Below are 23,168 nucleotides of genomic sequence, written 5' to 3' on the forward strand. Positions count from 1 at the left end.
CTAAGGCTCGGTCTCATCTCCGCTGCGGCGGTTTTCAGGGGGCTCTGTTTGACAGACGGCAGCACGGTCCGCGAGACGACCTTGGCATCGTCGGTCTATGCGCATTTGCGCGACGATCTTCTGCATTGCCGGCTTCCGCCCAATAGCAAGCTGCGTGTGGAATGGGCGGTCGCGCAATATGGCGCTGGCGCGTCTCCGGTGCGGGAGGCGTTGAACCGCCTGGCGGCCGAAGGTCTGCTCGACCGTCGTGATCAGCGTGGATTCTTCGTCATGCCGATCACGCTGGAGGAGCTGGAGGAGCTAACGCGCACGCGCTGCTGGCTGGAAGAACGGGCCTTTCGCGAAAGCATTGCCAATCGCACGGCCAGTTGGGAGGAGGGCGTCGTCGTCGCCCTGCATCGGTTGTCGCGCCTGCCGCGCCGCGCGGAAAACGGCACGCCCAATACCGAATGGGAAACACGCCATCGGGCTTTTCATCGGGCGCTGATTGCCGCTTGCCGCTCGGACATGCTGATCGGCTTTTGTGCTCAATTGGCCGATCAGGCCTATCGCTACCGGCAGGTCGCGCGGGAGGCCGCCAGCGTGCCGCGCGACGAACTGGCTGAGCATAATGCGATGGCAACGAAAGCGATCAACGGCGATGCAGACGGCGCGGTTGAAGCCTTGCTGAGCCATTATCGACTGACCAGCGAATTGTGCAGCATCGGCCTGAAGGGCTAGCCAGGTGGTCCGCTTCTGGCAGGAAGCGGTACCTTGATCGGTCAGGCGGCAACGAGAATCTTCAGATGCTGTCCGGCAGGGTCGAGAAGCGCTTCGAAGCCGCCCGCCACGACACTGGCCGCGTCAATCTCGGCAGTAACGATACGCTCCACAGGAAAAAGCCCGGCCGAAATCATGCTGGCGATGCGGGGCCAGACATGAACCGGATAGCACCATGTCGCTTCGATCGAAATATCCTTCAAAGCCCAAAGCATCGGATTGACGGAAGCCGCGCGGACATGAAGCCCGGCCTGTACAACCACGCCCTGGCGCCGCACGGCCTCGACACAGGCATTGAGTGAGCCTTCATGCCCTACGCATTCGAGCGCAGTATCCACGCCGACCCCGCTTTCGGTATGGGCCCGCACGATCTCCACCAAATTCTGGCTGCGCGGATCGATAGGGATGACGCCAGGCACGATCTCCTGCGCCTTGCGCAGCCGGTTGGGGTTCGGCTCCGATACGAAGAGCGTGGCCGCACCTGCCGCACGTGCGGCCAGCAGGGTCAGCGCGCCGATCGGCCCGGCGCCTGAGACCAGGACCGATGACCCCGCCTGCACGCGCCCGCGGTCGACCGCGTAGACCGCGACGGCCGCGGGCTCGATCAGGGCCGCCTGAACTGGGGTCAGCCCGGCTGGGACAGGGATGACGTTGGCGGCCGGCAGCATGGCCTGCTCGGCCATGCCGCCCCAGGCATGGGACAGGCCGATGACGCCTAGCTTTTCGCTGAGATGCAGCAGACCGCGCCGGGCGTAATAGTCATCGGCCGGTGCCATCAGCGGCTGGATGGAGACGAGATCGCCAGGCTTGACATGGCTGACGCCGTCGCCGGTTTTGACAATGCGCGCCGAAAATTCATGCCCGAGGATTTGCGGCAGAGTGGCGCCCGTCAACGCATTGGGCTCTTTCGGCGTGACGATTGGCCCGGCGATATATTCATGCAAATCGGTGCCGCAAATGCCGCAGACGATGGGCGCGACCAGAACCTGGCCTGGTGCCGGATCGTCCGATGGCGCCGCCACATCTTCAACCCGGATGTCATGATGTGAGTAAAAACGCACTGCGCGCATGGTGACTGTCCTCTCTGCCGGCAGGTAAATGCGCCCTATTGCGCGGTGTAGCCGCCGTCGCAGGCGAGGCTGGCGCCTGTCACGAACCGTGCCTCGTCCGATGCCAGGAAGAGCACGCAATTCGCGACATCGACGGGCTCGCCCAGTGTGAGCGGGTGCTTCGCCTTCATCATGTCCAGATAATGCTGCAAGCCGCCGGGGTAGGTTTCGCCCGCCTTCATGAAGAGCGGCGTCTTGGTAGAGCCGGGGTGCACGCAATTGACGCGGATTCCATGTGGCGCGTAGCAGATGGCATCTGTCTTGGTCATGAGCAGCACGGCACCCTTGGTCGCGTGATAAGGGGGCAGGTCGTCATTCCCGATTAAACCGTATATGGACGAGAAGTTTACGATCGCGCCGCGCTTGGCCTGCATCATATGTGGAAGCACGAATTTTGAGCAGAGGAAGGTGCCGCGCACATTGACGGCAAAAACCGCCTCGAACTCCTCAACGCTCAGCTCATGCGTAAATTTATTGGCGCCGGGAATGGCCGCGTTATTCACCAGAATGTCGATTTGCCCCCAGGCATCGGCCACGGCGGCAACCGCCCGGGAAACGCTATCCGCTTCGCGGACATCGACCTGATAGACCTCTGCCTCCGCACCAAGAGCACGCAGCTTGTCAGCCGTCTTCCGGCCGTTCTCTGTGCTGATCTCGAAGATCGCGACCTTGGCACCTTCCTCGGCAAAGCGCTGGCATGTCGCCTCCCCGATGCCGGTGCCGCCACCGGTGATGATGGCGACCTTGTCCTGTAGACGTCCCATTGTCGTTCCTCGCGTTTTTATTGCGCCCCGCGGTTATCCATGCGCTTGAGAAAAGGATGGATCGAAACCTTTTCCCAGATAGCCGCCTTCTTGAAGGGGTCATTGTTGTGGAAAGTCTCAACCTGCGCCTGGCTGTCTGCTTCGACAAGGAAGAAACTGCCGATCATCGTCTCTTGATCGGAGGCCAGAAGCGGCCCTGATACAAGGATCGCGACGCTAGGCGCCGAGAGATAGGCTTTATGGGCATCGTAATGTGCCAGCCGCTGCTGCACGGCATGTGGCTTGTCCAGGCAATGGATGACGAAATGCATGGCTTGTTTCCAATATCAGGAGATGGAGTAGCCGGCATCGACCATTAGGACATGGCCATTGATGCCGGATGCGGCGTCGGAGGCGAGAAAGGCAACAGCCGAAGCGATCTCCTGCTTGCGCAGCAGCCGTCCATTTGGCATGTCTTCCAGCCAGATCTTCATGACATCGGGCTGCGTGCGCCCGACATCGGCCAGCATTTCAGTATCGGTATAGCCAGGACCGACGGCATTGACCCGCAGGCCCTGCTTGGCCCATTCGATTCCCAGCACCCGCGTCATATGCGCGACGCCTGCCTTCGCAACGTCGTAGCCCACATGCAGTTCAGGCCGCACGACCTTTACGCCGGCGATCGATGATGTCAGAACAATCGCGCCCCTGCCGCGCTGTAGCATAGGTCGGGCGAAGGCGCGGGCGGAATAGAAGCTGCCGTCAAGATTGACGGAAAGCGCATGGCGCCAGATCTCGTCGCTGTGGTCGATGGCGGCGGCTTCGTAGCTGATGCCAGCATTGGCAGCCAGAATATCGACCGCGCCATGGCGCTGTATCACTGTGTCGGCCGCAGCATCGAGCGATGACGAATCCGTAACATCCAACGTCAGCCAGGAGGTGCGCTTACCGTTCGGATCAAGTCGCGCGGCCGTTTCGCGCACGCTGGACGAGCGGTCGGCCAGTACCACGGTAGCGCCGAGGGCCAGGAAATGCTCGGCAATGGTAGCGCCGATGCCGCGTTCGGCACCCGTCACCACGGCGACGCGGCCGTCTAGGCGATAGAGAGTTTCAGCCGACATGGATTTTCCTTTCTGTGTCGGAGGCCATGGTCAGCGTCGCACGTAGCAGGCGGCGGCGAGGACGATGACGATGCCCTTGAGCACGATCTGGAACTGGATCGGCAGGCCGAGCAGAAGCACCGCATTGGCGGCGAGCATCAGCACCGCCGCCCCAGCCAGGGCTCCGGGGATGGTACCGCGCCCACCCGAAAGGGCCACGCCACCGATCACGGCCGCGACGATACTGTCCAGTTCGAAGCCGCGGCCGACCTGATTGTCGACGATCTCGGCATAACCGCCGAGAACGACACCGGCGATGGCCGCCAGCAGGCCGGACAAGACATAGCTGCCGATGATGATGGTATCGACGCGATAGCCCAAAAGCCGCGCCGTGACCGGGTTGCCGCCGGTGATCATGAAGCGGCGGCCGAGCAGCGTGAAATGAACGAGGAAGCAGGCCAGTGCGGCGACCACGATCAGGACAAAGAGATTGACGGGAATGCCGTGCCAGGTGGCTGCGCCGACGACGCGCAGGATGGGCGGCAAGCCGCCGCTCGGCGCGCCCTTCGTCCAGGCGAAGCGCAGGCCCTGTAGAACAATCATACTCGCAAGTGTGGCCAGGAAGGGTGACACCTGCCGCTTGGTGACCAGAAGGCCATTCACCAAGCCGGTAACGCCGCCAATGGCAAGTGACACGACCAGGGTTGTGATGACGGCGCCGATGCCGGTGCCGAAACAGGTGCCGGCGACAGCCGCCGTCGCCATGACCGAGGCGACCGACAGGTCCAGCCCGCCGGTCATGATCACAAGTGCTTGGCCGATAACGACGATGGCCAGCGGCACCGTCTGCAGCACGAGGTTGGAGAGGTTCTGACCGCTCAGAAAGGCTGGCGCCGCGACCCCGGAGAGAAGGATCAGCAGGACCAGAAAAAGATAGATCGCATAGCGCGAAAGCCCACCATGCAGCCGTGCCGTACCGCCGGATGCTGGCTTGGCGATAAGTGTGCGCGCCTGCGGAATGACCTCCACCTTCATCAGCCCTTCTTCCCTTCGTGATAGGCCGAAACGGCCAGCATGATGATCAGACCTTGGACGACGAGTTGAATTTCGGTCGAGACATGAAGGAAGTTCAGAAAATCGTTCAAAATCGCGATGAGATAGGCGCCGAGCAGCGTGCCGATGACACCGCCACGCCCGCCGCTGAGCATGGTGCCGCCGACGACCACGGGCGTGACCGAGGCCAGCGTATAATTCGCGCCAGCATAGGGCTGGCCGGATCCGAAGCGCGCGACAAGATAAATGGCCGTCATGGCGCAAAGCAGGCCCGAAAGCGTATAGACCAGAACCGTCAGCCGGCGCACCGGCAGGCCGAGCAGCACGGCCGCGTGCCTGTCATCGCCGATCGCATAGATATGCCGCCCGGTTGCGGTACGCCGCATGAGAAAACTTGCCAAAAGATACACGACCAGAACGATGCTGGCGCCGACGGAGATATCCGCGACACGGCCATATGCCAGGAAGTCGAAGCCGTCAGGCACGCCGCCGGCCGGCTCCATAGTATAGAGCAGCGCTAAGCCCTGCAGCATGGCGCCAGTGCCCAGTGTCACGATCAGCGGATGCACGCGCAGCACGACGATTCCGATGCCGTTGACCAGGCCGATGATCATGCCGAGCAGAAGAACGCCGGCGCAGACGGGCAGGACAAGATCGCCGTTACTGTTGATGAGGCCCGAGGTCAGCACTGATAGCAGGCTGATCATGGAGCCGACGGACAGATCGATGCCGCCGGTCAGGATTGTCAGCGTCTGGCCCAGGGCGACCAAAGCCAGATCTGTCGATTGCTCATAGACGTTGAGCAGATTGTTCATCGTGCCGAAACGGTCCGATACGACGCAGCCGAGAACGATGATGACGGCGATCAGAATGACGACGATACCAAGGCGCAAAACCTGCTCTGGAATGCGGCGTGCGGGCGCGCGTGGCGACGGCGCGATCGTTGTGACGCTCATGGCTTTTTCCTCACGCGGCCTGCCGATCATGAGTTGCAAGATCGACCACAGCTTCCTCGGTGATGGCGTCTTTCTCCAGAAAGCCCGTGATCGAACCCTCGCGCATGACATAGACGCGATCGGACATGCCGACGATTTCCGGCAGTTCCGAACTGATCATCAGGATGGCAATGCCGCGCGCGGCAAGGCCCCGCATGATGCGGTAGATTTCAGCGCGCGCGCCGACATCGACGCCGCGCGTCGGCTCGTCCAAGATCAGGACGCGATGGCAGGCCCGCGCCCATCGGGCGATCAGGACTTTTTGCTGATTGCCGCCCGACATGGTGGAGACGAGCGTGCCAGGTCCACGGCAGGCGATCTGATAGCTGCCGATATCCTCTTCGGCGATCTGCCACTCGCGGGCGCCGTCCCGCATGATGCCGCGCCGCACGCTGTCCAGGTTGGCGGCGCTGATATTGGCGCCCACGGTCTGCAACATGGCCAAGCCCTGGCCTTTGCGGTCCTCCGTGACAAAGCCGATGCCAAGAGCGATGGCTTGCCCCGGGGTGATGCGGCGGAAGGTATGGCCGCCGACGGTGACGGCGCCGCGTTCCATCGGCAGGCCGCCGAAAATCGCCATCGCCAGTTCCGACCGCCCTGACCCGACCATGCCCGCCAGGCCCGTAATGACACCGGCGCGCAAATCCAGGCTACAGCCGCGCACACGACTGCCGACATGGATGTCCTGAGCCTGCAGGACGATCTCGGGCTGTGCCGGCGGGGGGCGCTCATGCGCCGGAAAGAGATGGGCCAGATCACGTCCCACCATCAGCGTGATGAGCGTATCGCGCGTCATGCCGGCGACAGGACGGGTGGCGATCCATTGCCCGTCCTTGATCACGGTCAGACGGTCACAGAGCGCGAAGATTTCATCGAGCCGGTGAGAAATATAGATGATGGCGACGCCAGCTTCCTGCAATCGGCGCAGGCGATCAAACAGCAGGTCCACCTCGCGCCCCGCGATGACGGCTGTCGGTTCATCGAGGATCAAAACTTTGGGCGTTTCCACCAGCGCCTTGGCGATTTCGACCATCTGCTGGTCGGCGACCGACAGCAGGCGGACCTGCCGGCGCACATCCATGGTTATGCCGAGCCGGCTGAGAATTTCACGCGACCGCCGCTCGGCCTGGGCATGGTCGATGAAGCCTAGACGGTTGTGCGGCATGCGGCCGAGGAAGATGTTTTCTGCGACCGTCAGGTGCGGAAACAGTACAAATTCCTGATAAATGACATGGATGCCGGCGGCTTTTGCCTGAGCCGGGCCATGCCACTGCACGACCTCTTGATTGAGGCGGATTTCCCCCGCATCAGGACGTTCGACACCGGCGATAATCCGCGTCAGTGTCGACTTCCCCGCGCCGTTCTCTCCGACCAGAGCGTGAATCTCCCCTGCCCGCACCTCGAGATCGACCCCGGCAAGCGCCTGCACGCCGGGGAAGGCTTTGCGGATGCCGCTGACCGAAAGCATGGGCTTCCTCAATGCGGATATTGCGTATGTGCGGTGGTCGGATCGTAGCTGTGGCCAAGGTCATTGGTGACGAGGTAGTTGGATGGCTTGTCAGGCAGCGCGAGGCTTGCGAAGGGTTCGTCACTTTTGATCGAAGGCGTCTCGTCGCCCGCTGTCACCGAGATCTGCGAATTAACGGTGTAAGTGCAGGGCACGGCTGCGCCACTCAATACTTTCAGAGCGACGTCGATTGCCGTGCGATACTGTGCGGGGGGATCGCTGATCTCCAGCATAGGCACTTTATACTTCAAGGCCATAAGCAGCGGGCCATTGACATCGGCGGTGGTGTGCATTGGAATCTCACCGGGCTTGAAACCGGCTTCGACGAAGGCCTCGATAGACCCTGGAACCTGCAGTCCATGCGCTGACCACACGGCGTCGATCTTATGACCGTATTTGGCGATGACGGCCTGCATGACCTGCTTGCCCTTCACCGGGCTCCAGTCGGAATAGACGGTGTCCAGGATATGAATTCCCGGATATTGCGCGAAAATTTCTTTAGCTGGTCCCATGCGGTTTTCATTCGGGCTGGACCCGGCCTGGCCGCCGAGCAGTACGACATTACCTTTGCCGTGCAGCTTCTCGACAATCCACTGCGCCCAAAGCCGGCCCATCATCGGATCGGAAGCATTGATATAGGTGACGAAATGATCGGAGGAAATGCGCCGGTCAAGCATAATGACCGGAATGCCCTGGCGCATTACGCGGGTAACGACAGGGTCCAGCGCCTTCTCGGTATTTGCGCTGACGATCATCAGGTCCACGCCCTGCGACGCCAAGTCCTGCACGTCGGAAACCTGTTTCGCATCATCATGGCCGGCATCAGTGATGATGAGCTTCTTGATGACATCCTTGTGGTCTTCCGCGCCTTGCTTCAGCTCATCCAGGGCGACGACGCGCCAGCTGTCACCAAGACCGGCATTTGAGAAGCCGATGGTGTAGGGGGGCGCTTTTTTGTATTTGCCCGTGTCGCGGATGCAGCTTGTTAAGGCCGGATTGAAGAGTTCGGTGCGGGGCGCGCCCTGGTAGCCGGGGGAGGATGCCGACTGGCTTTGCGCATGACCGGCTCCGGCAAAAAAGCCAGCAGCCAGAGTGCCGAGAAGCGCGGCTTTCAATCCGTGTCTCATATGTCCCCTCTTGGTTGCCGATGCCGGCAATCCTTTTGTTTTTCTTGCCGAGACAACAATGCCCCAGTTCCCTGACCCTGAAACCGTCAGCGTCGTTTGGCTAGTTTGAAAATGTTCAAATTGGACAATTTATAACTCGCAGTGGCATGGTGGCGAACCTAAGTTGGTGTGCGGGCAATAAAACAATGCAATCTGATGTTGCATTGCACAATTAAAAACATGTCGCGCAGTATCGGGAGGCCGAGTGCTAGAACCATTTGTCTTTGACGGATTGCCGATGCGCGTGGTCTTCGGTGACGGCACCTTGGCGCAACTGCCGGTGGAGGCTGAGCGGCTTGAGATGACAAGAATTCTTGTCCTCTCGACACCCGAGCAGCGCGACCAGGCGGGGGACATCCTGGCTCATCTTGGCAAGCGTGCCATTGGCAGCTTTGACCGCGCGACCATGCATACTCCAGTCGAAATCACCGAACAGGCTTTGGCCGTCGTGCGCGACAAAGTCGTTGACGGCATTTTGTCCGTCGGAGGTGGTTCAACCATCGGCCTTGGCAAAGCCATCGCACTCCGCACGGATCTGCCGCAGATCGCCGTTCCGACGACCTATGCCGGATCAGAAATGACGCCGATCATTGGTGAAACGAAAGACGGTGAAAAACTAACCCAGCGCACACGCAAGGTATTGCCGGAAACGACCGTCTATGACGTATCCTTGACCCTAAGCCTGCCGCCCGCGATCAGCGCCACCAGCGGCATGAATGCGATCGCGCATGCGGTTGAGGCGCTATATGCCGAGGAGCGCAACCCGATCATCTCGCTAATGGCCGAAGCCGCAATCAGGGCCCTGGCCGATGCCCTGCCGATGATTGTGGCAAAGCCGGACGACCGGGATGCGCGCCATCAGGCGCTTTACGGCGCCTGGCTCTGCGGCATTGCGCTCGGATCAGTCGGCATGGCGCTGCATCACAAGCTTTGCCATGTCCTCGGTGGATCCTTCAATCTGCCGCATGCGCCAACCCATACCGTCGTACTGCCGCATGCGGTCGCCTACAACGCCAAGGGCGCACCGGACGCCATGCGGCGCATTGCTTCCGCCCTCGGGGCTGAGGATGCAGCCCAAGGTCTGTATGATCTGGCGCAGCGCCTTGGCGCGCCACTGAGCCTGGCGGGTATCGGGATGCGGGAGGCCGATATTGAGCAGGCCGTCGCCCAGGCGGCGGCAAGGCCCTATCCCAATCCCAGGCCGATCGAGGCAGCAGCGCTGCGCAGGCTTCTCCAAAACGCTTACTCGGGGCAGCGGCCGGCCGGGGAGCACGCGTGATGGTCAGCAGCACGCAGCATTTTACGGAAGACCGCTCTGTCGAGGCGGTGCTGGAGCGTAACGCGGCCTGCACGGATGCGCGGCTAGGAGAGATCATGGCGGTGCTGGTGCCGCATCTGCACGCCATCATCAAGGAATTGCGGCTGACACCGGAAGAATGGCTGGCAGCCATTCAATTTCTGACCCGGGCGGGCCAGATCAGCAGCGACCGCAGGCAAGAGTTCATTCTTCTGTCCGATACGCTTGGCGTCTCCATGCTTGTCGATGCCATCAACAACCGAAAAATCGACGAGGTCACGCCTTCGACGGTTCTGGGGCCTTTCTACGTGAACGGCGCGCCGAATCTGCCGATGGGAGCGATGATCGCGCATCATGGGCGCGGCGAGCCGCTGTTCGTTCTCGGCCAGGTCAGCGACGAATCCGGCCTTCCGTTGGCAGGCGTGGCGCTTGACGTCTGGCAGACCTCGGAAGACGGATTTTACGACACGCAGGACGACAGCCAACCGGACATGAATCTGCGCGGTGTCTTTCACACGGCGACCGATGGGCGTTTCTGGTTCCGCAGCATCGTACCGGCTTCCTATCCCATCCCGAGCGATGGGCCGGTCGGCGATATGCTGAAGGCGCTCGGCCGGCATCCGATGCGCCCCGCGCATATCCATTTCATTCTGCGATGTGCGGGATTCGATACTCTCACCACCCATATTTTTATCGACGGCGACCCTTATCTTGATAGCGACGCTGTCTTCGGCGTGAAGTACAGCCTGATTGCGCCGCTGCGTCGCCCTACGGTCGAGGAGCAGCGACAGCATGCGCTTCCCGATGGGTGCCAGTGCCTTTCCCTCGATTTTCGCCTCCAAAGAGAGGCTTTGAACCATCTGACTGGCGCCAGGGCGGCAGTCGGAATGAACGGAGCGTCGCTATGAAGAACAGAACCTCCGTTGGCTGGATTGGCCTTGGCAAGATGGGCGCGCCGATGAGCCGTCATATCGGTGCCGCCGGACATGAGCTTCATGTCTATGATATCGTGGCGGAAGCGACGGCGCTCGCCGCAGCGTCGGGTGCCAATATCGCAGATACGCCGCAAGCCGCGGCTGCCGCCGCACCGATCACATTTCTGTCGATTCCAAATGACGGGGTTTTGCGCTCTCTTGTCCTGGGTGAGCAGGGCCTGGCAAGAACCATGGCGGCTGGTTCTATTCTGGTCGAGACCAGTACGGTATCGCCACGCGTTTCGGCCGAAATCGCCCAGGCGCTGGCGGCGGCCGGCATTCAATATCTGCGCGCGCCTTTGTCAGGCAGCACGGCGACGGCCGAGGCCGGCAAATTGACCGTTCTGGCCTCCGGCGAGGAGACGGCCTTCCATGCCGTCGAGCCGCTTCTGGAAACATTTTCGGTTCGTCGCTTCTATCTCGGTACGGGAGAGGAGGCCCGCTACCTCAAGCTCGCGATCAATATGCTTGTTGGCGCGACCTCAGCCCTTCTCGCCGAAGCGCTGACCTTCGGGCGCAAAGGCAAGCTGAGTACCGATCAGATGCTGGAAGTGATTTGTGAAAGCGCCGTGGCGTCGCCGCTGATCGCTTATAAGCGTGAAATGCTGACCTCGCGTGATTTCGCGCCGGCCTTCACCGTGGAACAAATGATCAAGGATTTCGATCTTGTTCTGGATGCCGCCAGTGGCGAGCAAGTTCCGGTCTTCCTCATCAGTCTGATTCGTCAGCAATATGAGGCGGCGCGCGCGCAAGGCAGCGGCCTGAAGGATTTCTTCGTGCTGCTCGAGCAATATGAAGCGCAGGCGGGTCTGGCTGCGGCTTAGCAACCGGAGCGAGGGGCGAGCGATGAATGATCTTGAACTTCTGAGGATTCTGGACTTTCTCCAGAAACTTCGCTTGCCCTGGACCAAAGCCTTTCCGCAGGCCGACGGCGAATTGGTCTGGCAATTGCTACATCACCTGATCAGCAGTGTGACGCGCGGGGAAGTGGTGACCATCTCGGCCTTGGCGCAGGCAGGCTATGCGCCTTACACGACGGCGCTGCGCAAGGTCGAAGAATTGGTGGAGGATGGGCTGATCGCCCGCGTGCCGCGTACCAAGACCGGAAAATCCTTCGCCTTGCAGCCGAGCGTCAAGCTCAAGCGGCTTTTCGAATCCTATCTTGTCGACGTGAAGCGCGCGGTGGCGCAAACATTGGGCAGCCGCGGCCCCGGGGAAGCGAGCGAGGACTATTATTTCGGCGCCTCTCCCATCGGCGGCTCGCCTGGCGCGCAGCAGGGAAAGCGCTTCGATCTTCGCTTTCTATTGGCGGAAGACAATTATTTCGTGGCGCTTCAGAATATGTGGGCGGATCTCCGAACGAGCTTCGGGTCTCGCCGCGATTTCACGCTGGCGCGCCTGCCGCAGCTTTATCAGCTTGCGCTTGAAAATGCGCAGCGGCCTGTTTCGCAATACGACATTGTTGCGATCAATATTCCCTGGATGGGTGAATTCGCCGCCAAGGGATTCATCAGGCCTCTGAGCAATGTGGTCCGTGACGCAGGACTGGAACCGGGCGAATTCCACGCCGATTTCTGGGCAACCGGAAAATGGCGTGACACCCAATACGGCATGCCCATCTACTGCACGATCGAAACCCTGGCCGTCAGGCGCGATCTGTTCCAGGAAGCCAATATTGGCTTTCCATCCAGCTTTGAACAGGTTCTTGCTGCCGGTCAGGCTCTGCATGCACCGGCGCATGGCCGCTACGGCATCACCTGGAATGCTGCCCGTGGCATGCCGGTGGCCGCCAGTTTCCTTTTTCTGCTCGGCGATTGCGGCAGCTTTCTGCTCGACCGTTCTGCCATGGCCGCGAAAAAGCCTGTGCGGCCGGTGATCGAGATGGAGGCGGGGCTGCGTGTCCTCGACTATATGCACCGCCTGATCGAAATCTCCCCGCCGGGCGTTACGGAATTCGATTGGGAGGCCAGTCTGGACACGTTTCTGACGGGTCATGCGGCAATGACCTATTGCTGGAGCATGCGGGCAGCGAGATTTGAATACGACACGCGGTCGAAGGTCGGCCGGAAAGTGGAATACCTGCCGCATCCGGCCGGTCCCAAGGGCAAGGTGACAGCGCCGATCGGCGGCTTCGTCTTGGCGGTTCCAAGCAATCTGCCAGAGGAGCGCATGCGGCTTGCCGTCGACGCAATCGCATGGATCACCTCGCCCGATACGGTGCGTGATCATCTGAAAAGTGGCTTGCCGGTCAGACCGAGATTCAGCGTCATTTCCGACCCTGAGGTCATGCAAAGCTCGCCGATCGTCAATTTTGTCGAACGCGTGGCACGGCGAGATCTGCTGGACAGCTGGCAACGCCCGCCCATCCCGGAATATGTCGCCATGGAAGCCATTATAGGCGAGGAGATTCATGATGCCCTGATCGGCAGAACAGCCGATCGGGCGGCGCTGGCTTCAGCGCAACGGCGCATCGACGCCTTGTTCCGTCATAAATCAAGCAGGAGGGCCGCCTGATGTCCGCAATGGTCTGCCGGTCATGATAGATAAATCGGTCGCGAAGGTCGAGCAGGCGCTTGCCGGCATCGAAGATGGCGCGACAATTCTGGTGGGTGGCTTCGGCGCCGTAGGGCAACCAGATCTTCTCATCGAGTCCTTGATCGATCAGGGAGCGCGCGATCTGACAATCGTTGCGAATAATGCGGGTGCGGGGCAGGTTGGGCTGGCGAAGCTGATGCAGGCAGGGCGCGTCCGCCGCATCGTCTGCTCCTTTCCCCGCAGTGCAGGGTCAGTTGTCTTCGAAGCGCTTTTTCGTGCCGGGAAGATCGAACTCGACATTGTGCCGCAAGGAACGCTGGCCGAGCGGCTGCGCGCGGCTGGTGCCGGGATTCCCGCCTTCTTCACTCCAACCGCCTATGGCACGCGCCTGGCCAGAGACAAGGAGACGCGCGAGATCGGCGGTCGCTTTTATGTCCTGGAATATGCGCTTCCGGGCGATGTCGCCTTGGTCGAAGCCTGGTCTGCCGATCGCTGGGGAAATCTGACCTATCAGAAAAGTGGCCGCAACTTCAACGCCGTCATGGCGACGGCGGCTAAGCTGACGATTGCCCAGGCCCATCACGTCGTGGAACTCGGCGCTCTTGATCCGGAAACAATCGTGACGCCCGGGATATTTGTCCATCGAGTTCTGCCATTGTCTGCCCGGAAGGAGCTTGCGGCATGAGCCCGCCTGGATGGTCCCGACAGGAGATGGCGGCCAAGGTCGCCGCAGATATTCCGGAAGGATGGTACGTTAACCTTGGCATCGGGATCCCGACCCTCGTCGCCGACGCAATTCCCGCTGATCGGGAGGTGGTCCTGCATTCCGAGAATGGATTGCTTGGCATGGGCCCGGCTCCGGCCAAGGGCCAGGAAGACCCTTGGCTTATCAACGCGGGCAAGCAGCATGTCACGCTGCACAAGGGAGGTGCCTTTTTTCACCACGCCGACAGTTTCGCCATGATACGCGGCGGCCATATCGATCTTTGCGTACTCGGCGCCTATGAAGTCGCCAGGAACGGCGACTTGGCGAATTGGGCGACGTCGGAGGCGGATGCGGCGCCCGCCGTCGGCGGCGCCATGGATCTTGCGGCCGGCGCCAAGCGTATCTGGGTTATGACCGAGCATACCACCCGCGATGGCACACCGAAATTGGTGGAGGCTTGCCGCTATCCGCTGACCGCGCTCGGCGTCGTGACCCGAATCTATACAAATTTCGCCGTCATCGATGTGACCCAGCACGGTTTCGTCTTGCGCAACAAGCATGCCGGCATGGCCATTGCGGACCTCAAGCGCCTGACCGGGGCACCGCTACACGCCGGGGACGCGGCCCATGTCTGAGGCATTCATCTGTGACTTCGTGCGCACGCCTTTCGGCCGCTATGGCGGCGCCCTGAAGGATATGCGGCCCGATGATATGCTGGCGCACGTGCTAGCGACGCTCCGCATGCGCCATGCCGCAGTCGATTGGGATGCGCTCGATGACGTTTCGATCGGCTGTGCCAACCAAGCGGGTGAAGATAATCGTAATGTCGCCCGTATGGCCCTGCTGCTGGCAGGCTTCGGGCCTAGCATTCCGGGCAGCACGGTCAACCGGCTGTGCGGTTCGGGCCTGGATGCGCTCGGCACGGTTGCGCGGATGATCAAGGCAGGCGAGGCAGAGTTCGGGCTGGCCGGCGGCGTCGAAAGCATGACGCGTGCTCCCTTTGTCATGGGCAAGCAGGCACAGCCGTTTTCGCGGCAGGCGGCGCTGGAAGACACGACGATCGGCTGGCGGTTTATCAACCCCGCGCTGCAATCGCTGTACGGCACGGATTCGATGCCGGAAACGGGTGAGAATGTCGCCGAACGCTACGGCATTTCACGCATGGAGCAGGATGCCTTTGCGCTGCGCAGCCAGCAGCGCGCGGCGCACGCCCAGGCTGCGGGTTTTTTCGCGACGGAGATCGCCCCGGTCACGACCCGGAACAAAAAGACCGAGACTGTCATGGCCATTGATGAACATCCGCGACCGGAGACGAGTTTGGAGGCCCTGGCGAAATTGCCGGCGCCGTTTCGAAAGGCGGGCGGAACCGTCACCGCCGGCAACGCCTCCGGCGTCAATGACGGTGCCGCAGCCTTGATCGTCGCGAGCGCGGCGGCGGCGGCGCGGCACGGGCTGCGGCCGCGGGCGCGCATTCTGGGCATGGCGACGGCCGGCGTCGAGCCGCGGATCATGGGCATGGGGCCGACGCCCGCCAGCGAAAAGCTGCTCGCGCGCCTGGGCCTATCCATCCGCGACGTCGATGTCATCGAGCTGAATGAAGCTTTCGCCTCGCAAGCCATCGCCGTGCTGCGGCGCTTGGGCCTGCCGGAGGATGCCGAACACGTCAATCCGCATGGCGGGGCCATCGCGATCGGCCATCCCCTGGGGGCGTCCGGCGCCAGGCTTGCCATGACGGCGGTTAACGCATTGGAGCAGCGCGGCGGGCGCCTCGCCCTGGCAACCATGTGCATCGGCGTCGGGCAGGGCATCGCCCTGATGCTGGAAGCGGTCTGAAGAACCGCACGGAAGACACAAGCAGGGAGAGAGAAACCGGTGAAACAGGTCAAGGTCGCCCTTGTCGGGCTCGGCTGGTGGGGCAGCAAGATCGCCGCCACCTTGGAGGAAAACACACATATCCGCATCGCGCGCGCGGTGGAGGTGAACGCCGATGTCGCGGCCGCGTTTGCCGCGCGGTACCAGGTTCCAGTGACGGCGACGCTTGACGATGCTTTGGCCGACCCGGCCGTCGAAGCCGTACTGCTGGTGACGCCGCATGCTTTCCATGAGCAGCAGATCGCGGAGACCGTGCGGGCGGGCAAGCATGTCTTCTGTGAGAAGCCGCTGGCACTGACGCGGCAGGGTGCGGCGCGGGCAGTGGGGCTTTGCCAGCAGGCGGGCCTGGTGCTGGGCATGGGTCATGAACGGCGGTTCGAACCTCCCATCGCGGCCATCCTGAAGGCGGCGGAGACAGGTGGCCTGGGGCGTCTTTTGCAGATCGAGGCCAATTTCAGCCACGACAGGTTTCTGAAGCTCGATCGCTCCAACTGGCGGTTGAGGCCGGATCAGGCGCCGGCCGGCGGCATGACGGCGACCGGTATCCACCTGACGGACCTTGCCGTGAAACTGATGGGGCCGGCCCGCGATGTGCTGGTGACCTGCGAGCAGCGGGCTTCCGACCTGCCCTCCGGCGACACGATGAGCGCCTATGTCCGGTTCGCGGGGGGCGGCACCGCCTATATCAGCGCAACCCTCGCAACCCCGTTCTTTTCCCGCTTCGCGGTCTTCGGCACGGAAGGCTGGATTGACGTGCGCGACCGCGCCCATGTCGAGGCGCCGGACGGGTGGGTCGTCACGACAGGCATGAAGGACCAGCCCATTACGGTGGCAGATGTGGGGCCTGCCGAACCTGTCGTGGCGAATTTCGAGGCTTTCGCGCGTGCCGTGCGTGGCGAGGAGGCCTATCCGATCACTGGCGCCGACATGGTCGCCAATATCGCTCTCCTGGAGGCGATCGTACGTGGTGCAGGCAGTGGACAGCTGGAAGCCGTGCAAGGCGAGGGGAAAGACGCAGCATGAAAGCGCTCGTCTTCGAAACACCGGACGCGCCTGTCATGCAGGATGTTCCGGTTCCAAAGATAACGGAGACCGAAATTCTGGTGCGTCTGCTGAAGGTTGGCATATGCCATTCGGATTATGAATTGCTGGCTGGGCGATACATTATTCCAATCAGTTACCCGGTCACGCCCGGCCATGAATGGTGCGGTGAAATCGTCGAAGTCGGCCGAGCTGTGCAGGGTTTCCATCGCGGCGAACGCGTCGTGGGTGAATGCGTCGTGCGCTTGCCCGATCGCATTCATCACTTCGGGTTTTCCCTCAATGGGGCCGATCGCGAATATTTCGTCGTGCGTCCGGAGTGGCTTCACAAACTTCCTGACTCCATCGATGACGGCACGGCCTCGCTTATCGAGCCTTTTACCTGTGGGTTTTACGCGGTGCAGCGCTCTGGCGGTACGAATGCGAGCGAAACGGTTGTCGTTTCAGGCGGCGGCACGATCGGCCTGGTCTCCGCCGCAGCAGCCATCGGCATGGGTGCCCGTGTCATCGTCGTCGATCCCATTGCGACCCGGCGCGCCGCCGCCTTGAAACTTGGCGCCGCTGAGGTCGTTGACCCCTTGGCCGTTGACGTTGTTGCGCACATCAGGATGCTCACCCAGGGCGTGGGGGCTGACCTGGTCATTGAAGCTTCGGGGCATGACGCCTCGCTTGGCGTGGTCTTCGACCTGGCGCGGGAAGAAGGCCGCCTGTCGATGGTTGGCATCAATATCGGGCGCATGGTCAACTCTCATCTCGGCAATATCCAGATGCGCAATCTCACGGTGAGGGGTTGCATCGGATCACCCGGCGTGTGGCCGGCCGCCATCCGCTTTCTGGAACGGACCAGGCTCGATCTCTCCCCCATCCGTACGCATGAATTTCCGCTCAGCCGCAGCATCGAGGCGTTCGCGCTTGGATCGCAGGCCGATCAATGCATCAAGGTGACACTCAGCAATGAATGATATCGCAGCACAAGACAGACGCATCGTCCCGGCACGTCTCGCGGGCCGGGTTGTGATCGTGACGGGTGGTGCCTCCGGGCTGGGCGAGGGAATCGTCCGCCGCGTGGCTGCCGAAGGCGCCCATGCGGTCATCGCTGATCTTGATGGCGGCAAGGCGGAAAGCGCCGCCGCCAGCCTCAGGGCGCAGGGGTTTTCCGCTCTGGGCGTCACGGTCGATGTCGCGGATCGCGCCGCCACGCGGGCCATGGTGGCGGTGGTGGTGGGGGCCTATGGCAAGATAGATGTTCTTTTCAATAATGCCGGTTTCAATAAGCCGGTTCCGTTCATGGATGTCGATGACGCCAATTTCAACGGCATAATGCGGGTGAATGCGCTCGGCGTGTTGATAGGCATGCAGGAAATCGGCCGTCAAATGATCGCACAGGGGCAAGGTGGCAAGATCGTCAATACGGCGTCGATTGCAGGTCGACAGGGCTATGCAGAATTCGCTCCCTATTGCGCGAGCAAGGCGGCCGTCATCTCGCTTACGCAGGCGGCCGCGCGCGAATTCGCAGCCCACAAAATCACGGTCAACGGTATCGCGCCCGGTGTGGTTGTGACGCCACTCTGGGATGGGTTGGAGCGCGATATGATCGACAAGGGTGTGATCAAGGAGAAAGGAGAGTTTCTAAACTCGTTTTCCGCCAATATTCTGGTCGGCCGTCCTGCCGTTCCCGATGATCTTGCTGGCATATGTGCGTTTCTGGCGTCGGCGGATTCCGATTACATGACAGGCCAGATAATTATGTGTGATGGCGGCATGATTCTGGTCTAGATTCAAGACGCATTAATCATAGCCAGAGGACCGCGGCGGTCGCGATGATATGTTTGAAGGTGCCAAGGTGGTTCCAGCAGATAAGCCGGATGTAGATTGTCTTGTGCAGGCCGTTGGCCGTTATTCTTGAGTGTCAGCATTCACGACAGTGCAACAACGGCAAAGGCATACCCTCAATACGCTTGACTTTTCAGGACCTTGCCACTGCTTAAGCCGCCGCGCGTCACTTGGGCGCGTCGGCCTAGCCGTTTGGCAATCCTTCGATCGGACAATCTGCGGTGCCAAGTGTACTGCGTGTCAGCGCCTCCACCTTGGCTCGCGCCGCCTCGGGATTTGTCACCCATTCCCTATAAAAATCAAAGGGACAGGCCGCGATGCCTGGCTCGTTCTCACGCGAATTGACCATGCCAGTATAGCCGCGATGCAGCAGCTTAAATAGATGGTTCTGGGACTGCATGTTCTTACGCGCGTCGCGGATGAGAAACTTGGACAAAGCGGCATACTGAATGCCGTAATCTTCTTCGCCGCATTCACCCAAGGTGCGGCCATCGAAACCGATGATGGCGGAATGACCGAAATAGGAATAGACGCCGTCGAATCCGGTTGCGTTGGAGACAGCGACATAGACATTATTGGCCCAGGCCATGCTTTTCGCCATTAGAACTTGCTGTTCCTTGGCAGGATACATGTAGCCCTGGCATCGAATGATGAGTTCTGCGCCCTTCATCGCTCAGTCTCTCCAAATTTCGGGATAATTGCCGTCATCGCAGATGATGAGGCTGATCTTCATTCCCTTGGGACCGTCCGAAACGAAGGTCTTGCCGCCAGGATACCAGCCTTCGATCGGCACCCAGGGCATTATTTTGCGATATTTCTGAACGATTTCACCATGATCATTAATCAGCACGAGCGTATTATAGGGAACCTTGTGTGGATGGTCCTCGTGTCGTTCTCCGGTGATGGAGAAAACGCCCCAAACCTTGGCCTCCCGGCATGCGGCAGAAAATATCTCCGTTTCCTCGCCCGGCACGGTTGCGGCCGTCTCCATCATCTCAGCCGGATCGTACATGATGCCCTGCGTCGAATATTCAGGGAAGACGACAATATCCATCCCCGGCAGCCCGAGTTTCATGCCCGGGATCATCGCAGCGATCTTGCGCGCATTCTGCAGCACTTCCGCCTTGGTATGCAGGCGGGGCATTTTGTAGTTGACCACCGCAACGCCTACGGTATCAGCGCTCGCTGATATATCACCATGCAGCATGTTTCTTCCTTTCTGGGCCGTAGGCCCGGACACCCTTGGTCCGGGCCTACAAGACAGATCAGCGACTAAGGTCGGCTGGCGTGCCGAAGTACAAAACAGGATTGGCATGCGGCTGCTTGCATTGGTCGTGGCACTCCGCATCCAGGGAACAGCAGAGCGAGCAGATGTTGCCCTTGTGGAAAGGACAGCCCGTCATATCCAGCGCCTCATATTCATAACCGCAGGAGACGCAGGTCATCGCATCATGCTTGACACCAGCGTGATAGTTCGTATCCCGGGCAATGTAATACTTGCCCTTTGTGGCAATCGCGATGATCGGCGATAGGATGAAAGAAACACCGAGAGCAATGAAGGCCGAATAGGCGGCTGCATATTCGCCAAAGACATGGAAGAAAGCGAGGACTGCGATAACGGAGGCGATGGCCATTGAGCCAAAGCCGACCGGATTGAAATTGTAGAGATGTGCCCGCTTGAATTCCACATAAGACGGGCTGAGCTTGAGAATGGGTTTGTTGATGACGAGATCCGCCACCACCGCGCCGATCCAGGCGACAGCGACGTTGGAATAGAAGCCCAGAATATGTCCGAGGATCGAGAACATATTCAGCTCCATCATCGTCAGCGAAATGCCGACATTGAAGAAGATGTAGACGACCCTACCGGGATGCACATGCAACAGGCGAGAGAAGAAATTCGACCAGGATAGCGAACCGGAATAGGCATTTGTGACGTTAATCTTGATCTGCGACAGGATGACGAAAAAAGTCGCGACAGACAGCGCCGCAAAGCCTGCACCAAAAATATAAGTGAAGCCGGCATGATACATTTGGATCGGTTCATTTGCTTCTGCGAGCGTGGTGCCGTGCGACACGGCAACCGAGGCAAAGAAGGAGCCCATAAGCTGTTTCGCTGCCCCCAGAATAACCCAGCCCGGCCCGGCGCCAAGCACAGCAAGCCACCAGCCGAAAGAGCTTTTCTTGGTCTTGTCCGGCATGAAGCGAAGATAATCTGCCTGCTCACCGATCTGCGCAATGAGGGAGGCCGCGATACCGGCGGCCGAACCGAACAACAGCGGATTGAAACCGGCGCCACTGGTCGAAGCGCCTTTGAAACTCACCCAATTCGCGACCGCATGCGGATCCGCGATGAGAACGGCCACGGGTGGTGAAAATAGCAGCAGCAGCCAAATCGGCTGCGTCCAGACTTGCAGCTTTGACAAAAGCGTCATCCCAAACGCGACCAGCGGAATGATGATGAGCGAACCGAGCGCGTAGCCTACCGGCAGCGGAATGCCGAAATAGAGCTTGAAGGCCTGCGCCATGATAGAACCTTCAAGCGCAAAGAAAATGAATGTGAAGGACGCGTAGATGACGGAGGTGATGGTGGAGCCGAGGTAACCGAAACCGGCCCTGCGCGTCAGCAGATCAACATCGACGTTATATTTCGCACAATAATAGGCAATCGGAATGCCCGTTAGAAAGATGATGACAGCGGCGGCAATGATGCCCCAAAAGGCATTCGCAAAGCCGAACTGCACGGCGAGCGAGCCGCCAATCGCCTGATCGGCGAGATAGGCGATGCCGCCGAGTGCTGCCGAAAATACGGCATATTGCGACCATGTCCGAAAACTCTTCGGCGCATAGCGCAGAGAGTAATCCTCGAAGACGGGATTGGACACGAGCTTGTTGAACTTCCGGCGCGGCGCGCCAGTTGCGCCACCGGGATGGGCTGAGACGGACATGAAAGACCTCCTACGAACTAGGTAAAGCAAGCCGCGTTCCGGCTTCCTTATTGAAAAGTCATCAAATCGGCTCGCGAGGTGGCGTGAGGTGAGGCAGTTACCCTGCCTTCTGCGCTTAACTGCTTAGAACCTCTTGGCCCTCGAGGTTGAAACACGCGACGGGTGACTTGGTGTCAAGGCCGGGATCCCCGCCAGCAACGAATTGGCTCAGACTTCACCGTGCGTTCTAAAAGGGCCTTATAGCGGTGCCAGATATCCGGCCAACGTCTAGCCTAGAGACCCTACAGTTCCGAATGCCGAAAGCCCATGGGTCAAATGACTAGTGTTCGCAAGTGGGCGCACCCCAGATAGTGATGCTTGATGGCACAAAATGGACGCAAAACGCCATTTCGCACCCGCCTATGTACAATGCCAACGTAATTTTGACCAATCAGATCAGACTATTTCGGCTCAATTCCGCATGAAATTCTGCCGCGCTCCTTCGCAGATGAGGTCAGAATGACGAAACCTAGGTGTTCAGTCCCAGCATTTGATGGTGCATTATTTGGCCAGGAATGGAAGGATGCGCTATGGGGCAAATTCTACACGGGAGCGCCCGCACGACAGAGGCAGTCCGTCGAGCGATACAACATAGTCAAGAGAGCCTGAGGGTTCTGGCAAAGCGCTATGGCATCAATCAGAAGACCGTGGCGAAATGGAAACGCCGCACTGTGGCAAGGGACCTGCCGACCGGTCCGAAAGACGTGCGCTCAACAACACTTTCAATCGAAGAAGAGGCAATCATCGTTGCCTTCCGCCGACACACCCTGCTGCCGTTGGATGACTGCCTTTATGCCCTGCAGGCTACGATCCCGCATTTGACCCGGTCGTCCCTACATCGCTGTCTGCAGCGGCATGAGATCAGCCGATTGCCAGACGTGGCGGGTGACAAGCAACCAAAGAAGAAGTTCAAGACCTACCCGATTGGGTACTTTCACATCGACATCGCCGAAGTGCGCACTGCTGAAGGCAAGCTCTATCTCTACGTAGCTATAGACAGGACCAGCAAGTTCGCCTTCGTCCAGTTGGTCACCAAAACAGGCAGGACATCGGCGTCCGCCTTCCTGGTCGCCCTGATTGCGGCCGTGCCCTATAGAATCCACACCGTTCTGACCGACAATGGCATTCAGTTTACATTCCCGCCGCGCTACGCCGGTGGGCTCACGGCCACTTATATGACGCACATGTTTGACATGCGTTGCCGTGAGAACGGAATCGAGCACAGACTCACCCGAATTAAGCATCCCTGGACCAACGGTCAGGTCGAGCGAATGAACCGAACGATCAAAGAAGCGACAGTCAAACGGTACCATTACGACAGCCATGCCCAGCTAACCGCCCACCTCCATGACTTCGTCGACGCTTACAATTACGGGCGGCGACTGAAGATGCTGCGCGGCCTAACGCCCTACGAATACATTTGCAAAATCTGGGCAACCGAGCCGGAACGGTTTACACTTAATCCGCACCATCAAATGCTGGGACTAAACA

General features: G+C 60.3%; 21 protein-coding genes and 1 pseudogene. 12 read left to right on the forward strand and 10 right to left on the reverse strand.

Annotation, left to right across the window (positions count from 1 at the left end; translation table 11 throughout):
* Nucleotides 1–48: 48 nt before the first annotated feature.
* The gene (locus ASILVAE211_RS18285) at nt 49–720 is read left to right on the forward strand and encodes a GntR family transcriptional regulator (RefSeq protein ID WP_227322796.1); all 672 of its coding nucleotides are present in this window, start codon (nt 49–51) and stop codon (nt 718–720) included.
* Nucleotides 721–761: 41 nt separating this feature from the next.
* Here ASILVAE211_RS18285 and ASILVAE211_RS18290 read toward each other — a convergent pair whose 3' ends face one another.
* Genes ASILVAE211_RS18290 through ASILVAE211_RS18325 form a run of 8 tightly spaced genes read right to left on the reverse strand, consistent with a single transcriptional unit; the run spans nt 762 to nt 8,393 of the window.
* Complete coding sequence (locus ASILVAE211_RS18290; protein WP_227322797.1) at nt 762–1,829, reverse strand: alcohol dehydrogenase catalytic domain-containing protein; 1,068 nt, start codon at nt 1,827–1,829, stop codon at nt 762–764.
* A gap of 35 nt (nt 1,830–1,864) precedes the next feature.
* Nucleotides 1,865–2,632 carry an SDR family NAD(P)-dependent oxidoreductase gene (locus tag ASILVAE211_RS18295; RefSeq protein WP_227322798.1) on the reverse strand — a complete coding sequence of 256 codons (768 nt, stop codon included), beginning with the start codon at nt 2,630–2,632 and terminating at the stop codon, nt 1,865–1,867.
* Between the two features lie 17 nt (nt 2,633–2,649).
* A complete protein-coding gene (locus ASILVAE211_RS18300) occupies nt 2,650–2,943 on the reverse strand; it encodes a YciI family protein (protein ID WP_227322799.1) in 294 nt (97 codons plus the stop codon).
* A 15-nt stretch (nt 2,944–2,958) separates the two neighbouring features.
* Nucleotides 2,959–3,732 carry an SDR family NAD(P)-dependent oxidoreductase gene (locus ASILVAE211_RS18305; RefSeq protein WP_227322800.1) on the reverse strand — a complete coding sequence of 258 codons (774 nt, stop codon included), beginning with the start codon at nt 3,730–3,732 and terminating at the stop codon, nt 2,959–2,961.
* Nucleotides 3,733–3,762: 30 nt separating this feature from the next.
* Nucleotides 3,763–4,746 carry an ABC transporter permease gene (locus ASILVAE211_RS18310; RefSeq protein ID WP_227322801.1) on the reverse strand — a complete coding sequence of 328 codons (984 nt, stop codon included), beginning with the start codon at nt 4,744–4,746 and terminating at the stop codon, nt 3,763–3,765.
* Nucleotides 4,746–5,720, reverse strand: a complete 975-nt coding sequence (locus ASILVAE211_RS18315; RefSeq protein WP_227322802.1) for an ABC transporter permease — start codon at nt 5,718–5,720, stop codon at nt 4,746–4,748. The genes ASILVAE211_RS18310 and ASILVAE211_RS18315 overlap by 1 nt, the downstream gene beginning before the upstream one ends.
* Nucleotides 5,721–5,730: 10 nt before the next feature.
* Nucleotides 5,731–7,227 (reverse strand): sugar ABC transporter ATP-binding protein, encoded by a 1,497-nt coding sequence (locus ASILVAE211_RS18320; RefSeq protein ID WP_227322803.1) that lies wholly within the window; start codon nt 7,225–7,227, stop codon nt 5,731–5,733.
* 8 nt (nt 7,228–7,235) lie between these two features.
* Entirely contained in the window at nt 7,236–8,393 is a 1,158-nt protein-coding gene (locus ASILVAE211_RS18325) for an ABC transporter substrate-binding protein (protein ID WP_227322804.1), read from the reverse strand.
* 277 nt (nt 8,394–8,670) lie between these two features.
* On the opposite strand from ASILVAE211_RS18325, the gene ASILVAE211_RS18330 reads away from it, so the two are divergent.
* The 10 genes from ASILVAE211_RS18330 to ASILVAE211_RS18375 are packed head-to-tail and all read left to right on the forward strand — an operon-like array spanning nt 8,671 to nt 18,633.
* On the forward strand, nt 8,671–9,711 hold the full coding sequence (locus tag ASILVAE211_RS18330; protein ID WP_227322805.1) for a maleylacetate reductase: 1,041 nt from the start codon (nt 8,671–8,673) through the stop codon (nt 9,709–9,711).
* The gene (locus ASILVAE211_RS18335; RefSeq protein WP_227322806.1) at nt 9,711–10,637 is read left to right on the forward strand and encodes an intradiol ring-cleavage dioxygenase; all 927 of its coding nucleotides are present in this window, start codon (nt 9,711–9,713) and stop codon (nt 10,635–10,637) included. Before ASILVAE211_RS18330 ends, ASILVAE211_RS18335 begins: the two co-directional genes overlap by 1 nt.
* Nucleotides 10,634–11,527: an NAD(P)-dependent oxidoreductase gene (locus ASILVAE211_RS18340; RefSeq protein ID WP_227322807.1), complete on the forward strand. Its 894-nt coding sequence runs from the start codon at nt 10,634–10,636 to the stop codon at nt 11,525–11,527. The genes ASILVAE211_RS18335 and ASILVAE211_RS18340 overlap by 4 nt, the downstream gene beginning before the upstream one ends.
* Nucleotides 11,528–11,549: 22 nt before the next feature.
* Complete coding sequence (locus ASILVAE211_RS18345) at nt 11,550–13,217, forward strand: extracellular solute-binding protein (protein ID WP_227322808.1); 1,668 nt, start codon at nt 11,550–11,552, stop codon at nt 13,215–13,217.
* A 22-nt stretch (nt 13,218–13,239) separates the two neighbouring features.
* Nucleotides 13,240–13,923, forward strand: a complete 684-nt coding sequence (locus ASILVAE211_RS18350; protein ID WP_227322809.1) for a 3-oxoacid CoA-transferase subunit A — start codon at nt 13,240–13,242, stop codon at nt 13,921–13,923.
* On the forward strand, nt 13,920–14,579 hold the full coding sequence (locus ASILVAE211_RS18355) for a 3-oxoacid CoA-transferase subunit B (protein WP_227322810.1): 660 nt from the start codon (nt 13,920–13,922) through the stop codon (nt 14,577–14,579). The genes ASILVAE211_RS18350 and ASILVAE211_RS18355 overlap by 4 nt, the downstream gene beginning before the upstream one ends.
* Nucleotides 14,572–15,777, forward strand: a complete 1,206-nt coding sequence (gene pcaF, locus ASILVAE211_RS18360) for a 3-oxoadipyl-CoA thiolase (RefSeq protein WP_227322811.1) — start codon at nt 14,572–14,574, stop codon at nt 15,775–15,777. Before ASILVAE211_RS18355 ends, pcaF begins: the two co-directional genes overlap by 8 nt.
* A gap of 39 nt (nt 15,778–15,816) precedes the next feature.
* Nucleotides 15,817–16,839, forward strand: a complete 1,023-nt coding sequence (locus tag ASILVAE211_RS18365) for a Gfo/Idh/MocA family protein (RefSeq protein ID WP_227322812.1) — start codon at nt 15,817–15,819, stop codon at nt 16,837–16,839.
* A gap of 35 nt (nt 16,840–16,874) precedes the next feature.
* Entirely contained in the window at nt 16,875–17,819 is a 945-nt protein-coding gene (locus tag ASILVAE211_RS18370) for a zinc-dependent alcohol dehydrogenase (protein ID WP_227322819.1), read from the forward strand.
* Nucleotides 17,812–18,633: an SDR family NAD(P)-dependent oxidoreductase gene (locus ASILVAE211_RS18375; protein WP_227322813.1), complete on the forward strand. Its 822-nt coding sequence runs from the start codon at nt 17,812–17,814 to the stop codon at nt 18,631–18,633. The genes ASILVAE211_RS18370 and ASILVAE211_RS18375 overlap by 8 nt, the downstream gene beginning before the upstream one ends.
* A 241-nt stretch (nt 18,634–18,874) precedes the next feature.
* Here ASILVAE211_RS18375 and ASILVAE211_RS18380 read toward each other — a convergent pair.
* Both ASILVAE211_RS18380 and ASILVAE211_RS18385 read right to left on the reverse strand, forming a co-directional pair.
* Nucleotides 18,875–20,038 (reverse strand): annotated as a pseudogene (locus tag ASILVAE211_RS18380) (aliphatic amidase).
* A complete protein-coding gene (locus ASILVAE211_RS18385) occupies nt 19,956–21,638 on the reverse strand; it encodes a purine-cytosine permease family protein (RefSeq protein WP_227322814.1) in 1,683 nt (560 codons plus the stop codon). The pseudogene ASILVAE211_RS18380 and the gene ASILVAE211_RS18385 overlap by 83 nt, the downstream one beginning before the upstream one ends.
* Nucleotides 21,639–22,207: 569 nt before the next feature.
* Between ASILVAE211_RS18385 and ASILVAE211_RS18390 the strand changes: the two genes are divergently transcribed.
* Nucleotides 22,208–23,168: IS481 family transposase (locus ASILVAE211_RS18390; protein WP_227322815.1), on the forward strand; the 961-nt coding region annotated here is incomplete at its 3' end.

This window comes from Acidisoma silvae (assembly GCF_020618775.1).
GTDB lineage: Bacteria > Pseudomonadota > Alphaproteobacteria > Acetobacterales > Acetobacteraceae > Acidisoma > Acidisoma silvae.

Bases quoted from the DNA above. Each gene is read 5' to 3' on its own strand.
- ASILVAE211_RS18290 (WP_227322797.1), bottom strand. From the start codon at position 1,829: ATGCGCGCAGTGCGTTTTTACTCACATCATGACATCCGGGTTGAAGAT.
- ASILVAE211_RS18295 (WP_227322798.1), bottom strand. From the start codon at position 2,632: ATGGGACGTCTACAGGACAAGGTCGCCATCATCACCGGTGGCGGCACC.
- ASILVAE211_RS18300 (WP_227322799.1), bottom strand. From the start codon at position 2,943: ATGCATTTCGTCATCCATTGCCTGGACAAGCCACATGCCGTGCAGCAG.
- ASILVAE211_RS18305 (WP_227322800.1), bottom strand. From the start codon at position 3,732: ATGTCGGCTGAAACTCTCTATCGCCTAGACGGCCGCGTCGCCGTGGTG.
- ASILVAE211_RS18310 (WP_227322801.1), bottom strand. From the start codon at position 4,746: ATGAAGGTGGAGGTCATTCCGCAGGCGCGCACACTTATCGCCAAGCCA.
- ASILVAE211_RS18315 (WP_227322802.1), bottom strand. From the start codon at position 5,720: ATGAGCGTCACAACGATCGCGCCGTCGCCACGCGCGCCCGCACGCCGC.
- ASILVAE211_RS18320 (WP_227322803.1), bottom strand. From the start codon at position 7,227: ATGCTTTCGGTCAGCGGCATCCGCAAAGCCTTCCCCGGCGTGCAGGCG.
- ASILVAE211_RS18325 (WP_227322804.1), bottom strand. From the start codon at position 8,393: ATGAGACACGGATTGAAAGCCGCGCTTCTCGGCACTCTGGCTGCTGGC.
- ASILVAE211_RS18330 (WP_227322805.1), top strand. From the start codon at position 8,671: ATGCGCGTGGTCTTCGGTGACGGCACCTTGGCGCAACTGCCGGTGGAG.
- ASILVAE211_RS18335 (WP_227322806.1), top strand. From the start codon at position 9,711: ATGGTCAGCAGCACGCAGCATTTTACGGAAGACCGCTCTGTCGAGGCG.
- ASILVAE211_RS18340 (WP_227322807.1), top strand. From the start codon at position 10,634: ATGAAGAACAGAACCTCCGTTGGCTGGATTGGCCTTGGCAAGATGGGC.
- ASILVAE211_RS18345 (WP_227322808.1), top strand. From the start codon at position 11,550: ATGAATGATCTTGAACTTCTGAGGATTCTGGACTTTCTCCAGAAACTT.
- ASILVAE211_RS18350 (WP_227322809.1), top strand. From the start codon at position 13,240: ATGATAGATAAATCGGTCGCGAAGGTCGAGCAGGCGCTTGCCGGCATC.
- ASILVAE211_RS18355 (WP_227322810.1), top strand. From the start codon at position 13,920: ATGAGCCCGCCTGGATGGTCCCGACAGGAGATGGCGGCCAAGGTCGCC.
- pcaF (WP_227322811.1), top strand. From the start codon at position 14,572: ATGTCTGAGGCATTCATCTGTGACTTCGTGCGCACGCCTTTCGGCCGC.
- ASILVAE211_RS18370 (WP_227322819.1), top strand. From the start codon at position 16,875: ATGCAGGATGTTCCGGTTCCAAAGATAACGGAGACCGAAATTCTGGTG.
- ASILVAE211_RS18375 (WP_227322813.1), top strand. From the start codon at position 17,812: ATGAATGATATCGCAGCACAAGACAGACGCATCGTCCCGGCACGTCTC.
- ASILVAE211_RS18385 (WP_227322814.1), bottom strand. From the start codon at position 21,638: ATGTCCGTCTCAGCCCATCCCGGTGGCGCAACTGGCGCGCCGCGCCGG.